Annotated in this window: 21 protein-coding genes; 4 read left to right on the top strand and 17 right to left on the bottom strand. The window is 30.6% G+C overall.

Annotated elements, in window-relative coordinates; translation table 11 throughout:
• Positions 1-9: 9 nt before the first annotated feature.
• Genes rpmC through rpsJ form a run of 10 tightly spaced genes read right to left on the bottom strand, consistent with a single transcriptional unit; the run spans position 10 to position 4,552 of the window.
• Positions 10-198, bottom strand: coding sequence for a 50S ribosomal protein L29 (gene rpmC, locus K354_RS0103210; protein WP_024954072.1), 189 nt, complete (start codon positions 196-198; stop codon positions 10-12).
• A complete protein-coding gene (gene rplP / locus K354_RS0103205; RefSeq protein WP_024954071.1) occupies positions 185-610 on the bottom strand; it encodes a 50S ribosomal protein L16 in 426 nt (141 codons plus the stop codon). The genes rpmC and rplP overlap by 14 nt, the downstream gene beginning before the upstream one ends.
• A complete protein-coding gene (gene rpsC, locus K354_RS0103200) occupies positions 610-1,302 on the bottom strand; it encodes a 30S ribosomal protein S3 (RefSeq protein WP_024954070.1) in 693 nt (230 codons plus the stop codon). Before rpsC ends, rplP begins: the two co-directional genes overlap by 1 nt.
• A 1-nt stretch (position 1,303) precedes the next feature.
• The gene (gene rplV, locus K354_RS0103195) at positions 1,304-1,636 is read right to left on the bottom strand and encodes a 50S ribosomal protein L22 (protein ID WP_024954069.1); all 333 of its coding nucleotides are present in this window, start codon (positions 1,634-1,636) and stop codon (positions 1,304-1,306) included.
• A 6-nt stretch (positions 1,637-1,642) separates the two neighbouring features.
• Complete coding sequence (gene rpsS / locus K354_RS0103190; protein ID WP_024954068.1) at positions 1,643-1,924, bottom strand: 30S ribosomal protein S19; 282 nt, start codon at positions 1,922-1,924, stop codon at positions 1,643-1,645.
• Positions 1,925-2,755 (bottom strand): 50S ribosomal protein L2, encoded by an 831-nt coding sequence (gene rplB / locus K354_RS0103185; RefSeq protein ID WP_024954067.1) that lies wholly within the window; start codon positions 2,753-2,755, stop codon positions 1,925-1,927.
• Between the two features lies 1 nt (position 2,756).
• Positions 2,757-3,038: a 50S ribosomal protein L23 gene (locus K354_RS0103180; RefSeq protein ID WP_024954066.1), complete on the bottom strand. Its 282-nt coding sequence runs from the start codon at positions 3,036-3,038 to the stop codon at positions 2,757-2,759.
• A 2-nt stretch (positions 3,039-3,040) separates the two neighbouring features.
• The gene (rplD, locus tag K354_RS0103175) at positions 3,041-3,655 is read right to left on the bottom strand and encodes a 50S ribosomal protein L4 (protein ID WP_024954065.1); all 615 of its coding nucleotides are present in this window, start codon (positions 3,653-3,655) and stop codon (positions 3,041-3,043) included.
• Entirely contained in the window at positions 3,652-4,230 is a 579-nt protein-coding gene (gene rplC / locus K354_RS0103170; RefSeq protein WP_024954064.1) for a 50S ribosomal protein L3, read from the bottom strand. Before rplC ends, rplD begins: the two co-directional genes overlap by 4 nt.
• A 10-nt stretch (positions 4,231-4,240) precedes the next feature.
• Positions 4,241-4,552 (bottom strand): 30S ribosomal protein S10, encoded by a 312-nt coding sequence (rpsJ, locus tag K354_RS0103165; protein WP_024954063.1) that lies wholly within the window; start codon positions 4,550-4,552, stop codon positions 4,241-4,243.
• Positions 4,553-4,730: 178 nt separating this feature from the next.
• On the opposite strand from rpsJ, the gene K354_RS0103160 reads away from it, so the two are divergent.
• On the top strand, positions 4,731-5,795 hold the full coding sequence (locus tag K354_RS0103160; RefSeq protein ID WP_024954062.1) for an ATP-binding protein: 1,065 nt from the start codon (positions 4,731-4,733) through the stop codon (positions 5,793-5,795).
• An 18-nt stretch (positions 5,796-5,813) separates the two neighbouring features.
• Positions 5,814-6,374 (top strand): ribonuclease HII, encoded by a 561-nt coding sequence (locus K354_RS0103155; protein ID WP_024954061.1) that lies wholly within the window; start codon positions 5,814-5,816, stop codon positions 6,372-6,374.
• A gap of 17 nt (positions 6,375-6,391) precedes the next feature.
• On the opposite strand, the gene K354_RS0103150 is transcribed toward K354_RS0103155, so the two are convergent.
• The 7 genes from K354_RS0103150 to K354_RS0103120 all read right to left on the bottom strand — a co-directional run bounded on the left by K354_RS0103150 (position 6,392) and on the right by K354_RS0103120 (position 14,717).
• Positions 6,392-6,880: a ferritin-like domain-containing protein gene (locus K354_RS0103150; protein WP_024954060.1), complete on the bottom strand. Its 489-nt coding sequence runs from the start codon at positions 6,878-6,880 to the stop codon at positions 6,392-6,394.
• Between the two features lie 71 nt (positions 6,881-6,951).
• The gene (locus K354_RS14570) at positions 6,952-9,273 is read right to left on the bottom strand and encodes a GAF domain-containing sensor histidine kinase (RefSeq protein ID WP_024954059.1); all 2,322 of its coding nucleotides are present in this window, start codon (positions 9,271-9,273) and stop codon (positions 6,952-6,954) included.
• A gap of 2 nt (positions 9,274-9,275) precedes the next feature.
• Positions 9,276-10,952: an ATP-binding protein gene (locus tag K354_RS14565; protein WP_024954058.1), complete on the bottom strand. Its 1,677-nt coding sequence runs from the start codon at positions 10,950-10,952 to the stop codon at positions 9,276-9,278.
• Positions 10,953-10,980: 28 nt separating this feature from the next.
• Positions 10,981-11,832, bottom strand: coding sequence for a glucosaminidase domain-containing protein (locus tag K354_RS13845; RefSeq protein WP_024954057.1), 852 nt, complete (start codon positions 11,830-11,832; stop codon positions 10,981-10,983).
• Positions 11,810-12,883: a chorismate synthase gene (gene aroC, locus K354_RS0103130; protein ID WP_024954056.1), complete on the bottom strand. Its 1,074-nt coding sequence runs from the start codon at positions 12,881-12,883 to the stop codon at positions 11,810-11,812. Before aroC ends, K354_RS13845 begins: the two co-directional genes overlap by 23 nt.
• A complete protein-coding gene (gene rnc / locus K354_RS0103125; RefSeq protein WP_024954055.1) occupies positions 12,880-13,563 on the bottom strand; it encodes a ribonuclease III in 684 nt (227 codons plus the stop codon). Before rnc ends, aroC begins: the two co-directional genes overlap by 4 nt.
• A gap of 110 nt (positions 13,564-13,673) precedes the next feature.
• Positions 13,674-14,717, bottom strand: a complete 1,044-nt coding sequence (locus K354_RS0103120; RefSeq protein WP_024954054.1) for a tetratricopeptide repeat protein — start codon at positions 14,715-14,717, stop codon at positions 13,674-13,676.
• Positions 14,718-14,891: 174 nt separating this feature from the next.
• On the opposite strand from K354_RS0103120, the gene dnaG reads away from it, so the two are divergent.
• Complete coding sequence (gene dnaG, locus K354_RS0103115; RefSeq protein WP_024954053.1) at positions 14,892-16,547, top strand: DNA primase; 1,656 nt, start codon at positions 14,892-14,894, stop codon at positions 16,545-16,547.
• Positions 16,525-17,505 (top strand): argininosuccinate synthase domain-containing protein, encoded by a 981-nt coding sequence (locus K354_RS0103110; RefSeq protein ID WP_024954052.1) that lies wholly within the window; start codon positions 16,525-16,527, stop codon positions 17,503-17,505. Before dnaG ends, K354_RS0103110 begins: the two co-directional genes overlap by 23 nt.
• Positions 17,506-17,525 lie beyond the last annotated feature (20 nt).

Here is a 17,525-nt window from a genome sequence, read left to right as displayed (position 1 = left end):
TACCCCTAATCACTTATTTTGAGCCGAAATAGCCGTACTAATACGTGCAATATCTCTTCTAACTTCTCTAATCTCATTTGAGTTAGTTAGTTGCATTGTCTTTAACTTTTGTTTTACTGTAAACAAAAGAACCTTTTTTTCTTTTAATAATTCTGCTAATTCAATTGCAGATTTTTCATTTAAATCAGTATATTTCATTTTCGATCTCTTTCGTAACTATCTTTGTTTTGAAAGGTAACTTATGCATAGCTAGAGTAAGAGCTTCACGAGCTAACTCTTCACTAACGCCTGCCATTTCAAAAATGATTCTACCAGGCTTAATATTCATAACCCATCTATCAACAGCACCCTTACCTTTACCCATTCTTGTTTCAAGTGGTTTAGCTGTAAGTGGTTTATCCGGGAATACACGAATCCATGTTTTTGCTTGACGCTTAACGTGTCTTGTATATGCAATACGAGCTGCTTCTATTTGACGTGAATCTATACGACCAGCTTCTGTAGCTTTTAACGCGATATCACCAAAAGAGATAGTATTACCTCTAAATGATTTACCACGATTACGGCCTTTCATTTGCTTTTTGTATTTTGTTCTTTTAGGCATTAACATTAGTTCTTACCTCTTCTTGGTTTTCTTGGTTTATTAGCCTCTTCTTTTGGCTCAGCTTGAATACCTGTAGTAAGTACTTCGCCTTTAAAGATCCATACTTTAATACCGATAATTCCGTATGTTGTATGAGCTTCTGCAAAACCGTAATCTATTTTAGCTCTAAGTGTATGTAAAGGAACTCTACCTTCTAAATACCACTCAGTTCTAGCCATCTCAGCACCACCAAGTCTACCAGAAACAGATATTTTAATACCTTTTGCACCAGACTTTTGAGCACCTTGAATAACTTTTTTCATAGCTCTTCTAAAAGCAACACGACGCTCTAATTGCATAGCAACATTTTCAGCTGCTAATTGTGCAGAAGCTTGTGGCTTTCTCTCTTCTTTAATATTTACATTAACGTCTTTACCGATAAGCTTATTAAGTTTAACTCTTAACTTCTCGATATCTGCACCTTTTTTACCAATAATGATACCAGGTCTTGCAGCAACAACTGTAACTCTTAATTTTTTAGCAGTTCTTTCGATAAGAATTTGGCTAACACCAGCATAGTAAAGTTCTTTTTTCAAAAACTTTCTAATTTTGTAGTCTTCACCAATATTTGCCGCTAAATTTTCTCCAGGAAACCATCTTGAATCCCAGTTTCTATTGATTCCAAGTCTTAAACCAATTGGATTTACTTTTTGACCCATCTTAGTCTTCCTTCTTTGCAGCTTTAGTTACTTCAACAAATACATGTGAAGTTGGTTTTCTGATACCACTCGCACTTCCTCTTGCTCTAGGTCTAAATCTTTTAAGAACAGGACCTCTATCTACTCTACAAGATGAAATAACAACCTCTTCTGGTTCAAATCCACCATTAGCCACTGCACTTGCAATCACTTTAGATATAATTTTCGCACCCTTATTAGGCATAAAGTCTAAACTTGCTAATGCTAATTCTGCATTCATACCTTGTACTTCACGTGCTACTAATCTAGCTTTAATAGGAGATAATCTGATAAATTTTAATATTGCTTTACTCATATCTACCTACTTACCAATTTTCTTTTGAACAGAGCCCTTATGGCCCTTAAATGTACGCGTTGGAGCAAACTCACCTAATTTATAACCAATATGATTTTCAGTTACATATACAGGTACAAAATTTCTTCCATTATGTACGTTCAGTGTTAAACCAATCATATCAGGAGTAATAGTACTTCTACGAGACCATGTCTTGATCGGCTTGTTTGATTTCTCTTCTTTTGCTTTCACTACTTTTTTAAGTAAATGATCATCAACAAAAGGACCTTTTTTTAGCGATCTAGCCATCTATCTTCCTTTTTTTCTAGAAATAATCAGTTTGTCACTCGCTTTTTTACGACGAGTCTTAGCACCCTTAGTTGGTTTACCCCAAGGAGTAACCGGATGACGACCTGAGTTCGTTTTACCTTCACCACCACCATGAGGGTGATCGATTGGATTCATCGCAGAACCACGAGTTTGTGGTCTAATACCACGATGACGACTACGTCCAGCTTTACCAATAACAACATTTGCCCAGTCTTCACATCCAACTGTACCGATTGTTGCCATACATTCTGAAAGTACTTGTCTCATTTCACCAGATGGTAATCTAAGAACAACGTATTTTTCTTCTTTACCCATAAGTTGAGCATATCCACCAGCACTTCTTGCCATCTGTCCACCTTTACCAGGTTTCATTTCGATGTTATGAATGATTGTACCAACTGGGATATTTTTCATTTTCATTGCATTACCAGGTTTAATATCTAGTCCAGATTCTCTTGCTTCAACAATATCCCCAACTTTTAAACCACTTGGTTGAAGAATATATCTTTTGTCACCATCAGCATAACTAATAAGTGCTATACGACAAGTTCTATTTGGATCATATTCAATTGCTTCAACTGTTCCTGGAACGTCAAATTTTCTTCTTTTAAAATCAATGATTCTATAAAGTTTTTTTGCTCCACCTTGCTTATGACGAGATGTGATTCTACCATTGTTATTTCTACCTGCAGTTACAGGAAGCTTTTTCAATAATGAAGGAACACTCGCTTTAGCAGTAATATCGCTTGAATCCAAGCCAGTAACATATCTACGACTCGGAGTATATGGTTTATATGATTTAATTGCCATATTACACCTCTACATTTTCTAGTTGAGCACCCTCAGGTAGTTGAACGTAGAATTTTTTAAAATCATTACGTTTACCTTGGATACCTTTAAATCTTTTTACTTTTCCTAAGCATCTCATTGAGTTTACTTTAATAGGAGTGAAGCCAAAGTACTCTTTAAGCACTTCTTTAAGACGGTTTTTAGTCATTCTAGTTGATGTTTGAATAACAACTGTACCATTCTCTTGAAGGCTTAAGCTCTTTTCAGTATAAAGTATTGCTTTAATATCAGTAATATCTGCCATAATTAGCCCTCTTTTGCTATTGTTTCAAGCACTGATTTTTCAATCACTACGGCATAAAATGCTGTAGCTAAATATGCGTTTAGTTCATTTGATTCTACTAAATAAGCGTTTGGAACATTTCTAAATGCTAAAAACGTTTTCTCATCTACTAGATCTTTTACAATCAGTGTATCTCTTGCGCCTATTGATTTTATAATCGCAGCAGCATCTTTTGTTTTACCAGACTCAACCGCTATAGAATCTACAACAAAAAGTGCACCATTTTGTGCTTTTTCATTTAATGCGAATTCTAACGCTAATCTTTTTTGCTTTTTATTAACTTTTTGGTCATAGTTTCTATTTGCTCTTGGTCCAAAAGCAATACCACCACCTACCCATACAGGGTTAGTTCTACTACCAGCACGTGCTCTACCGCCACCTTTTTGTGCAAAAGGTTTTTTACCACCACCACTTACAGCACTTCTACTTTTAGTCGAAGCAGTGTTAGCACGTAATGCCGCTAAATATGATTTAACATATATGTGTAAGTTATGAGAATTGATCTCTTCATATTTCGCAGGAAGGTCTAACTTGCCTGAGTTTTCAAATTTATCATTTAGTACGATTGCACTACTCATTTAACTATCCTTACTCTACCCATTGCACCATTTGCGCCAGGAACTGCTCCCTTAACCGCTAAAATGCCATTTTCTGCATCAAAAGATACTACATCATTTTTAACTGTAACTTTTGCATTTCCATAATGTCCAGGCATTTTTCTACCTTTTTGAACACGTCCAGGCCATTCAGCATTACCGATTGAACCACCGTGTCTATGAAAACGGCTACCGTGACTTGCAGGTCCACCCGCAAATCCATGACGTTTAATAACACCAGCGAAACCTCTACCTTTAGAGTTAAAACTAACTTTTAAATTTTTTGCTTCACTTAATGGTGCTGTATCTAAAGCTCCAGCTTCTGCATTTACAACATCCATAGTAACAAAACGATTAAATTCAGCACTTAGGTCATATTTTTTTTGTTGACCAGCGATTGCTTTATTCATTTTTTTGCCACTTGCATATGCTACAATTGCACGCTTAGATTCATCTACTTCACAAACTTTTGCTTCCACTACTTTAAGTAAAGTTACAGGAACACTCGGTACTGCAATAGTTCTGCTCATTCCGATTTTTTCTACTATATATTCCATCATTTACTCCCTATTTACCCATTGCTCTAACTTCAACATTCACCTCAGGTGCCAAGTCAAGTTTCATTAATGAATCGATTGTGTCAGTCGTAGCAGATACGATATCTATCATACGGCCATGTACTCTCATTTCAAATTGTTCTCTTGATTTCTTGTTAACGTGTGGTGATTTAAGCACTGTATAGCGCTTTATTTTCGTTGGCATAGGAATTGGGCCTCTAATTTCAGCTCCAGTTCGCTTAACAGCTTCTATAATAGCTGCAACAGATCTGTCTAAAACTCTATGGTCATACGCCTTGAGTTTAAGTCTAATTTTTTCCATGTTTACCCCTAAAAAGAACTTGTCACTTCTAAGAATGACTATATAAGGACCGTGATTTTACTGAAATTTTCTTTAAAAGTCAAGTATATAGGGATGTTTTTCATTTTTTAACTAATTTTATTTCCTTTTAATAAGGAAAAGATTAGAATACTTAGAATTAAAAATAAAAAGTGATTAAATGAATTCTTTAGAAATTTTATATGAAACAAAACATAAAAATATGCAATATTTTGCAAGAAAAATATCTATAAATAGTAAAAAAACAATCATCAATGGTGTAAAAAAAGCAGGCAAAACTTTTTTAATTATAGATTATTTACAAAATTTTGATGATGAAAATGTTTTATATATAGATTTAAAAGATGAAAGAGTTGAGAACAAAAAAATTGCACAAAATATACATAAATTTATAAAACTAAATCCTATTAAAATCTTGGTTATTGAAAATTATGACTTTTCATTTGAACTCCCTAATGTGGAAGAAATTATCCTCACATGTGATAAAAAAATAGAAAACTATGAAATATTAACTTTATACCCTTTAGATTTTGAGGAATTTATATCTTTTGATAAAAGACATTTTAATATTGAACATCTTTTTAATATATACACAAATATTGGCTCATACCCTCAAATAGTTTTAAATAACTCCAACAATATATATTCAGCAATGCAAGAATTATTACATGTAATGATAAAGGACCCTATAGAGTTTTTAATATTTAAAAAGTTTAGTGAATTCCAAAGTTCTAAAATATCACTTTTTCAAATATATAATCAACTTAAGACCTCTATAAAAATTTCAAAAGATAATCTTTATAAAAAAGTAAAAAAACTTGAATCTGAAAAAATGTTGTTTTTAGTAGAAAAATATAACTCTCCAAAAGCGAATAAAAAACTTTTTTTAATTGACTTTGCTTTGAAAAATGCCCTTACTTTTAAAAAGGAGTTTTTAAAACGATTTGAAAATATGGTTTTTTTAGAACTTATGAAAAAAGATTATAAAATATACTATACAGATTTTATAGATTTATATATACCTCAAAAAGATTATGGAGTTTTTTGTATTCCTTTTTTAACAGAAGATTTAATTAAAATAAAATTGCAAAAAATTCTTTTACATGTAAAAGAATTAGAATTAAAAAAAATAGAAATAGTAACGATAGGAAATGAAGGAGAATTTTGGTTAAAAAATATAAAATGCACAATCCTTCCTTATTGGGATTGGGCATTGCAAGATTAATAGAAAAAAAGGAGTCACATGTTATGTGGAATAGATGAAGCGGGACGAGGTTGTATTGCTGGTCCATTAGTTGTAGCTGGTGTTATTATAAATAAAAAGATAGATGGGTTAAATGATTCAAAACAACTTAGTGAAAAAAAGAGAGAAACTCTTTTTGAAGATATCAAAGAAAATACACAATACAAAATAGTTTTTTGTGATAATGAAATGGTAGATAAAAAAGGACTTAGTTATTGCTTAGGATATAGCATACAAACAATCAAAGATTATTTTTTAAAAATTGATAACAAATGTAAAATTCTTATGGATGGCAATAGCTCTTTTGGTGTTCAGGGGATTGAGACTATGATAAAAGCAGATGCTAAAGTAGCAGAAGTGAGTGCTGCGAGTATACTTGCAAAAGTGAGTCGTGACCGTTACATGTACTCCATAGCCGAAGAATATTCAAACTACAGTTTTACTAAACATAAAGGTTATGGAACAGCTTTACATGTAAAAGAAATTGAGAAATTTGGATACTCAAAAATTCATAGAAAAAGTTTTAAAATCAAAAGTTTGAGAGAGCCTACCCTTTTTTAAGAATGGCTCAACATGAACTAATCTTTGATAATATTATAAAACTCTGCACTCTCTAACCAAGTATCAGGAGAAGCAACAAAACTTGCTATATTTTCCATAAGAATTTGATGTTTCTGTTCTTCTTTCGCTATAAGGATAAATGCTTCTTTTTGTTTAGAGTCTTCCATTTCTTCTGCTTTTTTGAGATAAAACTGATACGCATCCTCTTCAACTTGAGCAGCTTTTTCATAATATAAAACTTGATCATTAGTAAAAGAATATCTTCTATTACATGATTTAATTTTTGAAAATATATCTTTTGCTCTAGCTTTTATGTCTATATTTTCAATACTAGGTAATTCTTCATTTTGTGCCATTTTCTCAAAAACTTTAAAATGTTTAAGCTCTTCGTCTGCTAACATTTCAAAAACACCTTTTATTGATGTATCTGAACATTTATTAGCTAAATCTCTATAAAACTTTTCTGCTTCATTCTCCATACGCATTGCATATTGATAAGCGTTCATATTGACCTCCTTAAAATCTTAATACTATAAATTATAGCAAGATGATATGAAAAATATATAAATTATAAAAACTATACTAAAGACTTTTCTAAAGGTATCTCTATAATAAACTCTACCCCTTCTCCCTCTTTACTTATACATTCTATTGTGCCTTTTAACTGTTGCACTATTATGTTATAAATAACATTTAATCCTAGACCAGTTCCACCTTTACCTCTTTTAGTAGTAAAAAATGGATCAAATATCTTTTTAATATTTACATCACTTATTCCTTTTCCATCATCTTTATATACTAAATGAAGTGTTGCATTCTCTACAGTAAAGTCTAACCTTATCGTCCCTTCACTATCTTCATTGTAACCATGAATCAATGAGTTCATAACAAGATTTGTAATTATCTGAGATAACGCTCCAGGGTATGTTTGTATTTCAATATTCTCATCACAATTTAATTCTACTTTTATCTTTGTCTTTTTTATCTTATTAAAAAAACTTAAAAATGTTTCTTCAACATATGCTCTTAAGAAAAACTCTCTTTTTTCTAAGTTTATTTGATCTACTGATATTTGTTTAAAACTTCTTATAAGTTCTGCTGCTCGTTTGAGATTTTCAAAAGTAATATTTGCTAAAATTGTCGATTCATTTAAATACTCTTCAAAAGAACTTTTTTTCATCTGGTTCGTTTTATGCAGATTATTTAACCTTTTAGTTTGACCTATAAAATGACTCATACTTGTGATTCCTAGTCCAATAGGAGTATTTATTTCATGAGCAACACCTGCAACTAATCTTCCCAAGGCTGACATTTTTTCTGCTTCAATAAGACTATTTTGTGTATTTTGTAATTTTTCTAAAGACTCATTTAGTTTCATTGTTCTTTGCTGTACTAACTCTTCAAGTTGTTCTTTATGTTGCATAAGTTGAATTTTTGCTTGTTTTTGTTTCTCTTCTAACTCTATATTGTATAAAGAAAATGCAATATTTTCAGCCACCTCAACAAGTAGTCTATTTATTCTTTTTTCATTCAGATTTTTTGTTGATACTGAAGCACCCATGTATCCATATACTTTACTTTGGTATTCAAGTTTTAACACAATCAATGAGTCTTGATGTTGTAACTCTTTTAAAGTGCATTCTTGACAAAATTCTTCTCTATTGTGAATATAAACTAACTTTTTATCTGCCATACTCTTTATACATTCTGGTATTTTACCAGCTAATATTTCTTCATTAAAAGCTGTAAAACTTGCTTCTAAACCTTTTTCAATCACTTTTTTTAAACAACCATCTTTTCTAGACTTAACTATCCAAACACTACTAAAAAGATTACTTTGCACTAAAATCTCACAAACTTTTTCTAATAACAAATCTTTGTCTTTTATTTTGATTATATTTTTATTGATATCTAAGATCACTTGTAATACATTATTTAAATTATTTAATTTGTTTGAATGTTTTTTATGCAATTTTGTTAATATTCTTTCTAAAACTTTTATCTTTTTCTTTAAAAAAAACAGAAGAATTAAAAATATCAACAATGAGAAAAATATAAAATGACTAATGACTTTAAAATTAATAACTTTAATATAAGTTATATCGTTAATACAAAGAAGTTTCGCTATAACATCTTGTGAGACATTTTTTATATCTACAACATTAGCTATATACTCTTTATGATCAAGACTAAATTTGTGACTATTTTGAAAAAAACTTTTTTTATCAATACTATTTAAAATATTCTGCTGTGTTTTATCAACTTTGCTTATGAGAAAAAACTCTTTCTCTGATGATGAATTATTACTTTTTAAAAATACATAACTAGGACATTTCAATTCTTTCTTGATCTTTTGAACAAAATAATCTAAATCTATCCCTATTTTAAATGCACCTATATAATTTTTTTGATCAAACATAGGCATAACTATGGAAAGAATAACTTTATCATCTAATCTTTCATGGCTATATATAGTCTTTTGATTTTTATGAACTTTTTCAATCAATGCTTTTGCATTATCCAATTTCAAAGAAGGACTTGTGTTGTCAAAATAAAAATGAAATACTTTAATATATGGATTTTCTTTTTTAAGAAGTGCCAATCTATCTTTCATAAAAAGTTGCAATTTTTTTCTATCTTCATTTTTAATATAATTTTTCATGATATCAATATCACTCATTGTTTTTATATATGATCTATATTTATGAATGGTATAGTCTAAACTTTCTTTTTTTGATGTAATAAAATTATTATGAAACCTTTTTTCTTGTGCACTTACATGGCTACTCTCTAAATATATAAATAGCACTAATAATGCAATAAAAAAAACGAATACAGTAGTTGCTAATAAAATATAAACTCTTTTTTTAAGTTTTTTTATTGATACTTCAATATTCATAACTATTTACTACTTTTATTTATTAAAAGCTCAAAACTTAATCCACCAAGTTCTTGTGATTTATTTAGCTTATACTCTATATTTAAATCTTGACAAAGATACTTTACAAAATTCAGTCCTATTCCTGTTCCTTGTTTACTTCTTTTAGTAATACTTGAATCAAATTGCTCAAAAAGATCAAAAGCTTTTTCTGTATCTAACATACCAGGACCATTATCTTGTATTATTACAATATATTTATCATCAACATTATTTACACTTATGTGTACTTTGCCTTTAGAATATTTTATAGCATTAGAGATAACATTTGCAAATATTTGTCCTAATCGATACGCATCACTTTGTACATAAAGTTGTTTTGAAGCATACTGCACAGATAAACCTACACCTTTTTCTTCACACAAAGCATCATGGTTTTCAATAATCTCTGTCAGAACATCACATAGGTTAAAAGAAGATATTTTATATTCAAGTTTATTTGATCTAATTTTACTAAGCTCTAATATTTTTGTTACATCGTCTAGCATTTGGGTTGCACTTATATCGATTTGTTTTAGTAATTTTTCTCTTTTTAAAAGAGGTATTTTATCAATTGTATCTGCATGAACATGCTTTAATAAGTATTTATTAAAATTTATAATAGCATTCAATGGTGTTTTTAACTCATGTGTAAAAAGGATTAAAAAAGAGTCTTTCGCATCTGCTATTTTCTTTTGTTCATTCTCTTTTAGTTTTTGTTTATACAGTTGTCTTTGTATGAGTTCATTTTCTTCTTTTACTCTTTCGACTTCTTTTTGTTTTGTAATATCTATTGATACTCCAAATAATTTAATAGCTTTTCCATTCTCATCTGTGATAGCTTCACCTTTTTCATCCATATATAAAATATCGCCATTTTTTAAAACTACACGATATTCCAAACTATATGGCTCTGCCGTTTCTATTACTTTATTGATGACTTTTGCGCGTTTTTCTAAGTCATCTGGATGAACAAAATCTAAAAAAACTTGTCGGCTATGTTTAGGTTTTATGTCCAATTCTAAAATTTTATAAGCTGCATCAGAACATACTACTTCATCTTTATATATATCCCATTCCCAACAACCCATTCTAGATAAATTTTGTGCTTTATTTAATAAAGACTCTTTTTTTTCTAGCTCTTTTTGAAGTTTTTTCAGTTTTTGGATATCTCTGTAAGATTTTATTGCAGCATAGATAGTGCTAAAAAGTTTTACATTACTTAAATCTGTTTTTTCTTTATAATCATCAATATCATACTTTTTAATAACTTCAAGTTCAGGGGCAAGTCCTGCTTGACCTGTTCTTATAATTATTTTTATATCATTGTTTTTTAAATCATTTCTTATATACTTAACTAAGTCTAATCCAGCACTATCTGTTTCCATTACTACATCTAAAAGGATTAATGCTATATCTTTGTGTGTTGTCAAAAATTCTTTTGCTTGAGGTATGTTATAGGCATTTAAAATAGTAGTTTTTTTGTTGTCTAATGAGAAAGTTTTTAAAACAATATTTGTAACAGCATGTATTGCTTGCTCATCATCAACGACTAAGATTTTCCATTTATCTTCACTGTTTTCTTCAAACGTAGAACCTTCATCCATAAATGTTAATGTATCATCATCGTTTATTGTTATATCTTGCTTTGTTTGATTCACAATGGATCCTTATTGTTTTTGCATCAACTTAGCTACTCGTTTTCCAAATCTCCTTAAAATTTTTATCACTTACATGTAAAGATTTGACAAGCTCAACTAAACCTGTTTTTTTCATAATCAATATAACTTTAGGTGCCCATGTTTTTCTATAATTAAATGAATTCTTTTTTCCACTTATCATTTTGATAAAATCTTCATTTAATTTTTCATCAAATAAAATATCACTTGAATGCAATTTTACTTGTTTATCTAACATGACCCTAGCCTCTACAAAAGGTTTAAACTTCTTATCTTTACTTATCCACTGTTTTGCAAAATCTTCCATACATTGCACATTCGCCTGAACTTTTTTTTCTAAATTCTTATCAAAAAAGTCCAATTTTTTGCTACTTCCCGCTATGCCTTCTGGTCTATAATCTTTTTTTAGACTCGCAGGTCTTTTTTTCCACTCTACCTCCATTTTATCAAAATTATCTATTTTTTCTTTTGAATACAGTATTTTACTACTATCTTTTTTTAAATTTGGAAGATACAAAGCTGGAAGTTCTGGCTCTCCTCGAGCAGCACCTAAACTTAAAATATTGCCTGTTATTTTTGCAACATATCCTCTTCCATAACCAGATTCTACTCCTGCTATTGCTAAAAGAGCTGCTGGAGGAACATTATATTTTAAACCTATTTCTACACTCTGCTTCGCAATACTCTCATAAAAATTCTTTACATGTAAATACTTTCTATAAGAATATTTTTTTACTTTTTTAGGTTTTATTGATTCTATTTTTACCTTTTTTTTAGCCTCCATCATATCCATGACAGTAAAGAAAACTCCTATAGATACAAAAAATAGTAATATAAAACTAACAAAAAACTTTTTTGACATTTGCCATCTTTGCACTCATATTTAAAAGTAACATATCTGCTATAACTAATGCCGCCATTGATTCAGCAACCACACTTCCTCTTACTGCAATACAAGGATCGTGTCTTCCTTTAAGAGCACAATTATGCTCCTCATTATTTATATCAACAGTTTGTTGATTAATAAATATTGATGGTGTTGGTTTAAAATATACTTTTATATCTATATCATCACCATTACTAATCCCACCAAGTATTCCTCCACTATGATTACTTACAAAACCCTCTTTTGTAATAGAGTCATTATTGGTGGAACCTTGTAGACTCGAAGCATTCATACCTTCACCAATCTCAACAGCTTTGACGCCATTTATTCCCATCATAGCTTCTGCAAAAATTGCATCTAATTTATAATAGAGTGGTTCACCAAGACCAATAGGAGCATTTTTTACTCTTACAAGAGCTACTCCCCCTACAGAATCATGACTATTTTTTGCTGCAAGTATTGTTTCTTTCCACTCTTCTTCTTTGTTTTTATCTAGTGCATAGATTTGACTCTCTTTGACTGCATCAAAATCGTATTGAGTAGTATTGATTCCTCCAATACCACATACACCGCTTTGCACTTCAATTCCAAGCTCATTCAACATTATCTTTGCAATTGCTCCAGCAGCTACTCTTGCAGCTGTTTCTCTGGCACTACTTCTTCCTCCGCCTCTATAGTCCCTAAGTCCATATTTATGAAAATACGTAAAATCAGCATGACCTGGCCTAAAAATATCTTTTATATTGGTATAATCTTTACTTTTTTGATTTTCATTAAAAATCACAAGTGCTATTGGGGTTCCTGTACTTTGTCCTTCAAAAACTCCACTAAGGATTTCTACTTTATCCCCTTCATTTCTCGAAGTTGCAAACTTATTTTGTCCAGGTTTTCTTCTATCAAGTTGGGCTTGTATAAAACCTTCATCTATCGTAAGTCCTGCAGGAACTCCATCTATCACACAGCCTATAGCCTTCCCATGTGACTCACCAAAAGTAGTAAAACTAAACTTTTTACCAAATGAATTCATATCTCTCCTTTAGCAAGTATTTCTAATGCGATTTGTGCTGCATTTTGCTGTGCTTCTTTTTTACTTTTACCTTTTGCAGAAGAAATTTGACGTCCATGAATATTCACAGAGATTACAAACTCTTTTTTATGGTCTGGTCCGGAAGAACTCTCTAAAGTATATTCTGGAGTTATTCCTTGATTGGCTTGTGTAAATTCTTGCAGTGTAGTTTTATAATCTTTAAATATAGTATCTAAATCAATCCTAGGATAAGTCAATTCTAAAAGAGGAATTACAACATCATGTACCTTTATAAGTCCCGCTTCTAAATAAAGAGCCCCAATAATTGCTTCAAAAGCATTTGAAAGAAGAGAAGGTTTTTTTCTTCCATTGTTATTTTCTTCTGCAACCGAAAGATATATACACTCTCCTAAATTCAAAACTTTAGCTAATTTTTCAAAACCTTTTTCATTTACTAACGATGCTCTTAGTTTAGATAAATCTCCCTCAGGAACATGAGGAAATTTCATATAAAGATACTCTCCAACAATCAAATCTAAAACTGCATCACCTAAAAATTCTAATCGCTCATTGTTATAAGGTTTTTTATAACTTTTATGAGTAAGTGCCTCGATTATCAGATTTTTATCTTCAAACTGATAATCCAGACGCTTTTGTAAATTTTCTAATGATTGACTCATATAATTTTCTCCTTTAATTTTTCGGCTTCGCCTCTCGTACTTCCATCACACTTCTTTTTATATCAATTAAATTTTCTTATTCACTAAATTTTGAACTATCTAATAAAGCTTTATTGAAAAGAGATATTTTCTTCATAAATCTCTTTTGTAATAATTGGCTCTATATTTGCACTTTCTATTGCTTGACAACTTGGACATCTGTTAAAATGTACAGGAAAACTATTTTTACACTCTTCGCAAATATACTCAAAATTCAATGACGCTTTAGAATATCCAACAGAATTTAAGTTTGATAATACTTCTAATTCAAAATATTGATTGTCTTCTTTTATAGGCTCAATTAAACCCCTTGCACTACTTATTTCTTGCAATAGTGGTGCTTTACATGTAGATATATCAAACCACTTTTGATCTGCTAACCAAAGTAAATCTAAAAGTTTTTTATGATCAAAAGTTTCAAAAAGTTTTAAATCCACTTCTGTTTGGGTTACTTGCCAAAATTCAAATATTTTTCTTTGCAAGAATGGTGCCGTTTCAAGCATACTAGTCAATTTTTTTATTTTTTCGGAATTACTAAGTTTGTAATCATAAATAATAGAAAGTGATTTTAAATAGTCTCGTTGTTTTGTTACTTGTGCTCCAAGTTCTTCTAAAGAATCAAGTACTTCAATAGCTCTGTTGTACTCTTTTAGTTTTTCATAACTTACGCTTAAATATTTTAAAGACTCTTCATTCCTAGGATGCAATTTTAAAGAATCTAAAAAGACTTCACAACTTCTTCTTAAAAATCCTGCACTAAAGTAGGTTCTACCAAGTTCAGTTAATATATATTTTTTTTGTTCTCTATGTTTTGTTCTTTCTAAAGCTAAAAGGTACAATCCAATTGCTTTTTCAAAATCTCCACTTTTGCTATACCCATGAGCCAAAAGAGCTAAAGATTCTAAAGGAATAGTTTTGTCTTTTAAAAGAGATTTAAACTCTCCTTCATCACTTACTATTTCAAAACGTTTTATAAAATCTTCAATACCATCTTTTTCTTCTTTACTCTTATAAGCACCCCACCAATAGTTTACAAAGGAGATTACAAAAATCGTGGCAAAAAGAATAATAAGACCAAACATAGGGTCACGATACTCGATAAAAAAACTACCCAAAATATTCCTCCCTTTCCAAAAGGAGTCTATTATACCAAATTTAGTATAATAGCAATATGAGATGTATAATAGCTATGGCTGTCCTCCCAAAAAACAAATGCAACAAAAGTTTACTTTGTAATTCAGTAATAGGATGTTTTACTGATGATAGCTCAGTAAAAAGGAGACAATAAAATGATCGACAATAACTCAATAGAAAATTTAAAAGCAAGACTTGATATTGTTGATGTTGTAGGACACTATATAGAACTTAAAAAAAATGGTGCAAATTGGAAATGTGTTTGTCCTTTTCATGACGATAGCAACCCTAGCCTTGTAGTAAGCCCCTCTAAACAAATATACCATTGTTTTAGTTGTGGAGCTGGAGGTGATCCTATTCGTTTTGTTATGGAGTATGAAAAACTCTCGTATCCAGAAAGTTTAGAAAAACTCGCTTCAATGTACAATTTTTCTCTTGATTACACTTCAGATGATGGAAAAATAAAAGAAGATAGAAAACTTTTGGAAAATATCAATATGTATTTTAGAAAAAATTTAGATGCAAAAACAGATGCACTAAAGTATATAAAAGACAGAGGTATTGGCGAAGCAAGTATTGAAAAATTTGAATTAGGATATGCCCCAAGCTCACCTGAGAATCTTAACTTTTTAAGTTCCAATGGCTACAATATTGCAGAAGCTATTGAAGCTGGTGTCGCTGGAACTGGAGAAAACGGAAGAAACTATGCCAGATTTATAGAACGAATTACTTTTCCAATCCGATCAGTAAGTGGGAAAATAGTTGGTTTTGGAGGCAGAACCATTAGTGGTCATCAAGCCAAATATGTCAATTCACCCCAAACAAAACTTTTTAATAAATCTTACCTCCTCTATGGATACAACTTTGCAAAAGAGAGTATATACCAAACAAAATCTATTATTATTACAGAAGGCTACCTTGATGTTATTATGCTCCATCAAGCAGGTTTTACCAATGCTGTTGCTACACTTGGAACTGCATTAACAAAAGAACATATTCCTCTTATTAGTAGAGGAAATCCAAAAGTTATTTTAGCTTATGATGGGGATAATGCAGGAGTAGCTGCTGCACTTAAAGCTGCTTTAATGTTAAGTACAGTAGGTATTAGTGGAGGTGTTGTACTTTTTACTGAAGGTATGGATCCTGCTGATATGGTGCAACATGGACAAAGTGATAAACTTAATAAACTTTTTCACAATCCACAACCTTTTATAGAATTTGCAATTGACAAAATAGTAAAAAAATACAATCTACAAGATCCACTAGAAAAACAAAAAGCATTAGAAGAAGGAAGTAGCTACCTCAAAACATTACCTAGTTCTATTGCTAATAGTTATGCTGGGATGCTTTCAGGCTCACTCAATATCAATCCAAATTTAGTAAAAGTACAAACACACCAGTCAAATAGACTCAAACAGCAAAAAACAGCTTTTGAAGATACTTTAGAACTTACTATTATAAAAACTTTATTGACCAAGCCCAATTTTATTGACACGCTTTTAGATACAATTGATGTCAATATGTTTAAAACTCATAACATGGAACTTTCAAAACTTTTACAAAATGAAAAAGAAGATCCAAGTTTGAGAAGAATTCTCTTAAGAGATGATATAAAAGTTTATGATGAAGATGAATTGATAGCTTCTATGATAAACTTTTTAATAAGTTTTTACCACAATGAACTTACAAAAGTAAAAAGTTCAAATATGGATTATAAAAACAAAAGTTTTGCAATTCGCAAAATTCAAGAAAATATATTTAAATTAAAACAAGGAAAATTAGTACAGTATGAGAGCCTTAGCACTATTTAGTGGAGGACTTGATAGCATGCTTGCTATTAAGCTAATGACACTACAAGGAATTAAAGTAACAGCAATACATATGAACATAGGTTTTGGAAGCAGAACTGATGTTAGCGAAACTATGAAAAAAAGAGCCGAACTTGCAGGAGCAGATTTTAAAATCATTGATGTGAGAGATGATTATATTAAAAAAGTTCTTTTCAACCCAAAATATGGATATGGTAAACATTTCAATCCTTGTATAGATTGTCATGCTTTTATGTTTAGAATAGCTAAAGAGTATTTAAAAGAGTTTGATGCAAGTTTTATGGTTACTGGCGAAATCTTAGGGCAACGTCCTATGAGTCAAAGGGCAGAAGCTATGGATTTGGTAAAAAAACTAGCTCTAGATGAAGAAGATTTAATCCTAAGACCAATGTGTGCTAAAAATATGGAGCCAACCAAGCCAGAACGTGAAGGCTGGGTAGATAGAGAAAAACTTTTAGACATAAGTGGTCGAGGAAGAGAGACGCAACTCCAAATGGCTGAAGATTTTGGTTGGGAAGATTTTCAAAGTCCTGGAGGTGGTTGTCTTTTAACTGATACTAACTTTACAAAAAAAATGAGAGAATTTTTAAAACATGACTCTTTACATGTAGAAGATATAGACGTACTTAAAAATGGTCGTCACTTAAGACTCCCTGATGGTGCAAAACTTGTTATTGGAAGAAATCAAGCAGAGAATGAATTTCTTGAAAATGCAATTAATGATAAATATCTAAGAATTAAAGCCGATGAAATACCTGGACCATTCTCATTATTATCAAATAATGCAACTCAAGAAGATAAAAATTTAAGTGCTAGAATAATTTTGACTTTTACTAAAACTTTGCCAGAAAATACTTATGATGTTTTTATAGGAGATACATGTGTAAAAGCACAACCTCTACCAACTAGAGAAGATGCGCATAAATATTTTGTTATATAACTATATATTAAAGTGTATGT

Source organism: Sulfurospirillum arcachonense DSM 9755 (assembly GCF_000597725.1).
Classification (GTDB): Bacteria; Campylobacterota; Campylobacteria; order Campylobacterales; family Sulfurospirillaceae; genus Sulfurospirillum_A; species Sulfurospirillum_A arcachonense.
Note: the sequence above shows the minus strand (reverse complement) of the source record. Positions and strands in the feature narration are given on the sequence as shown.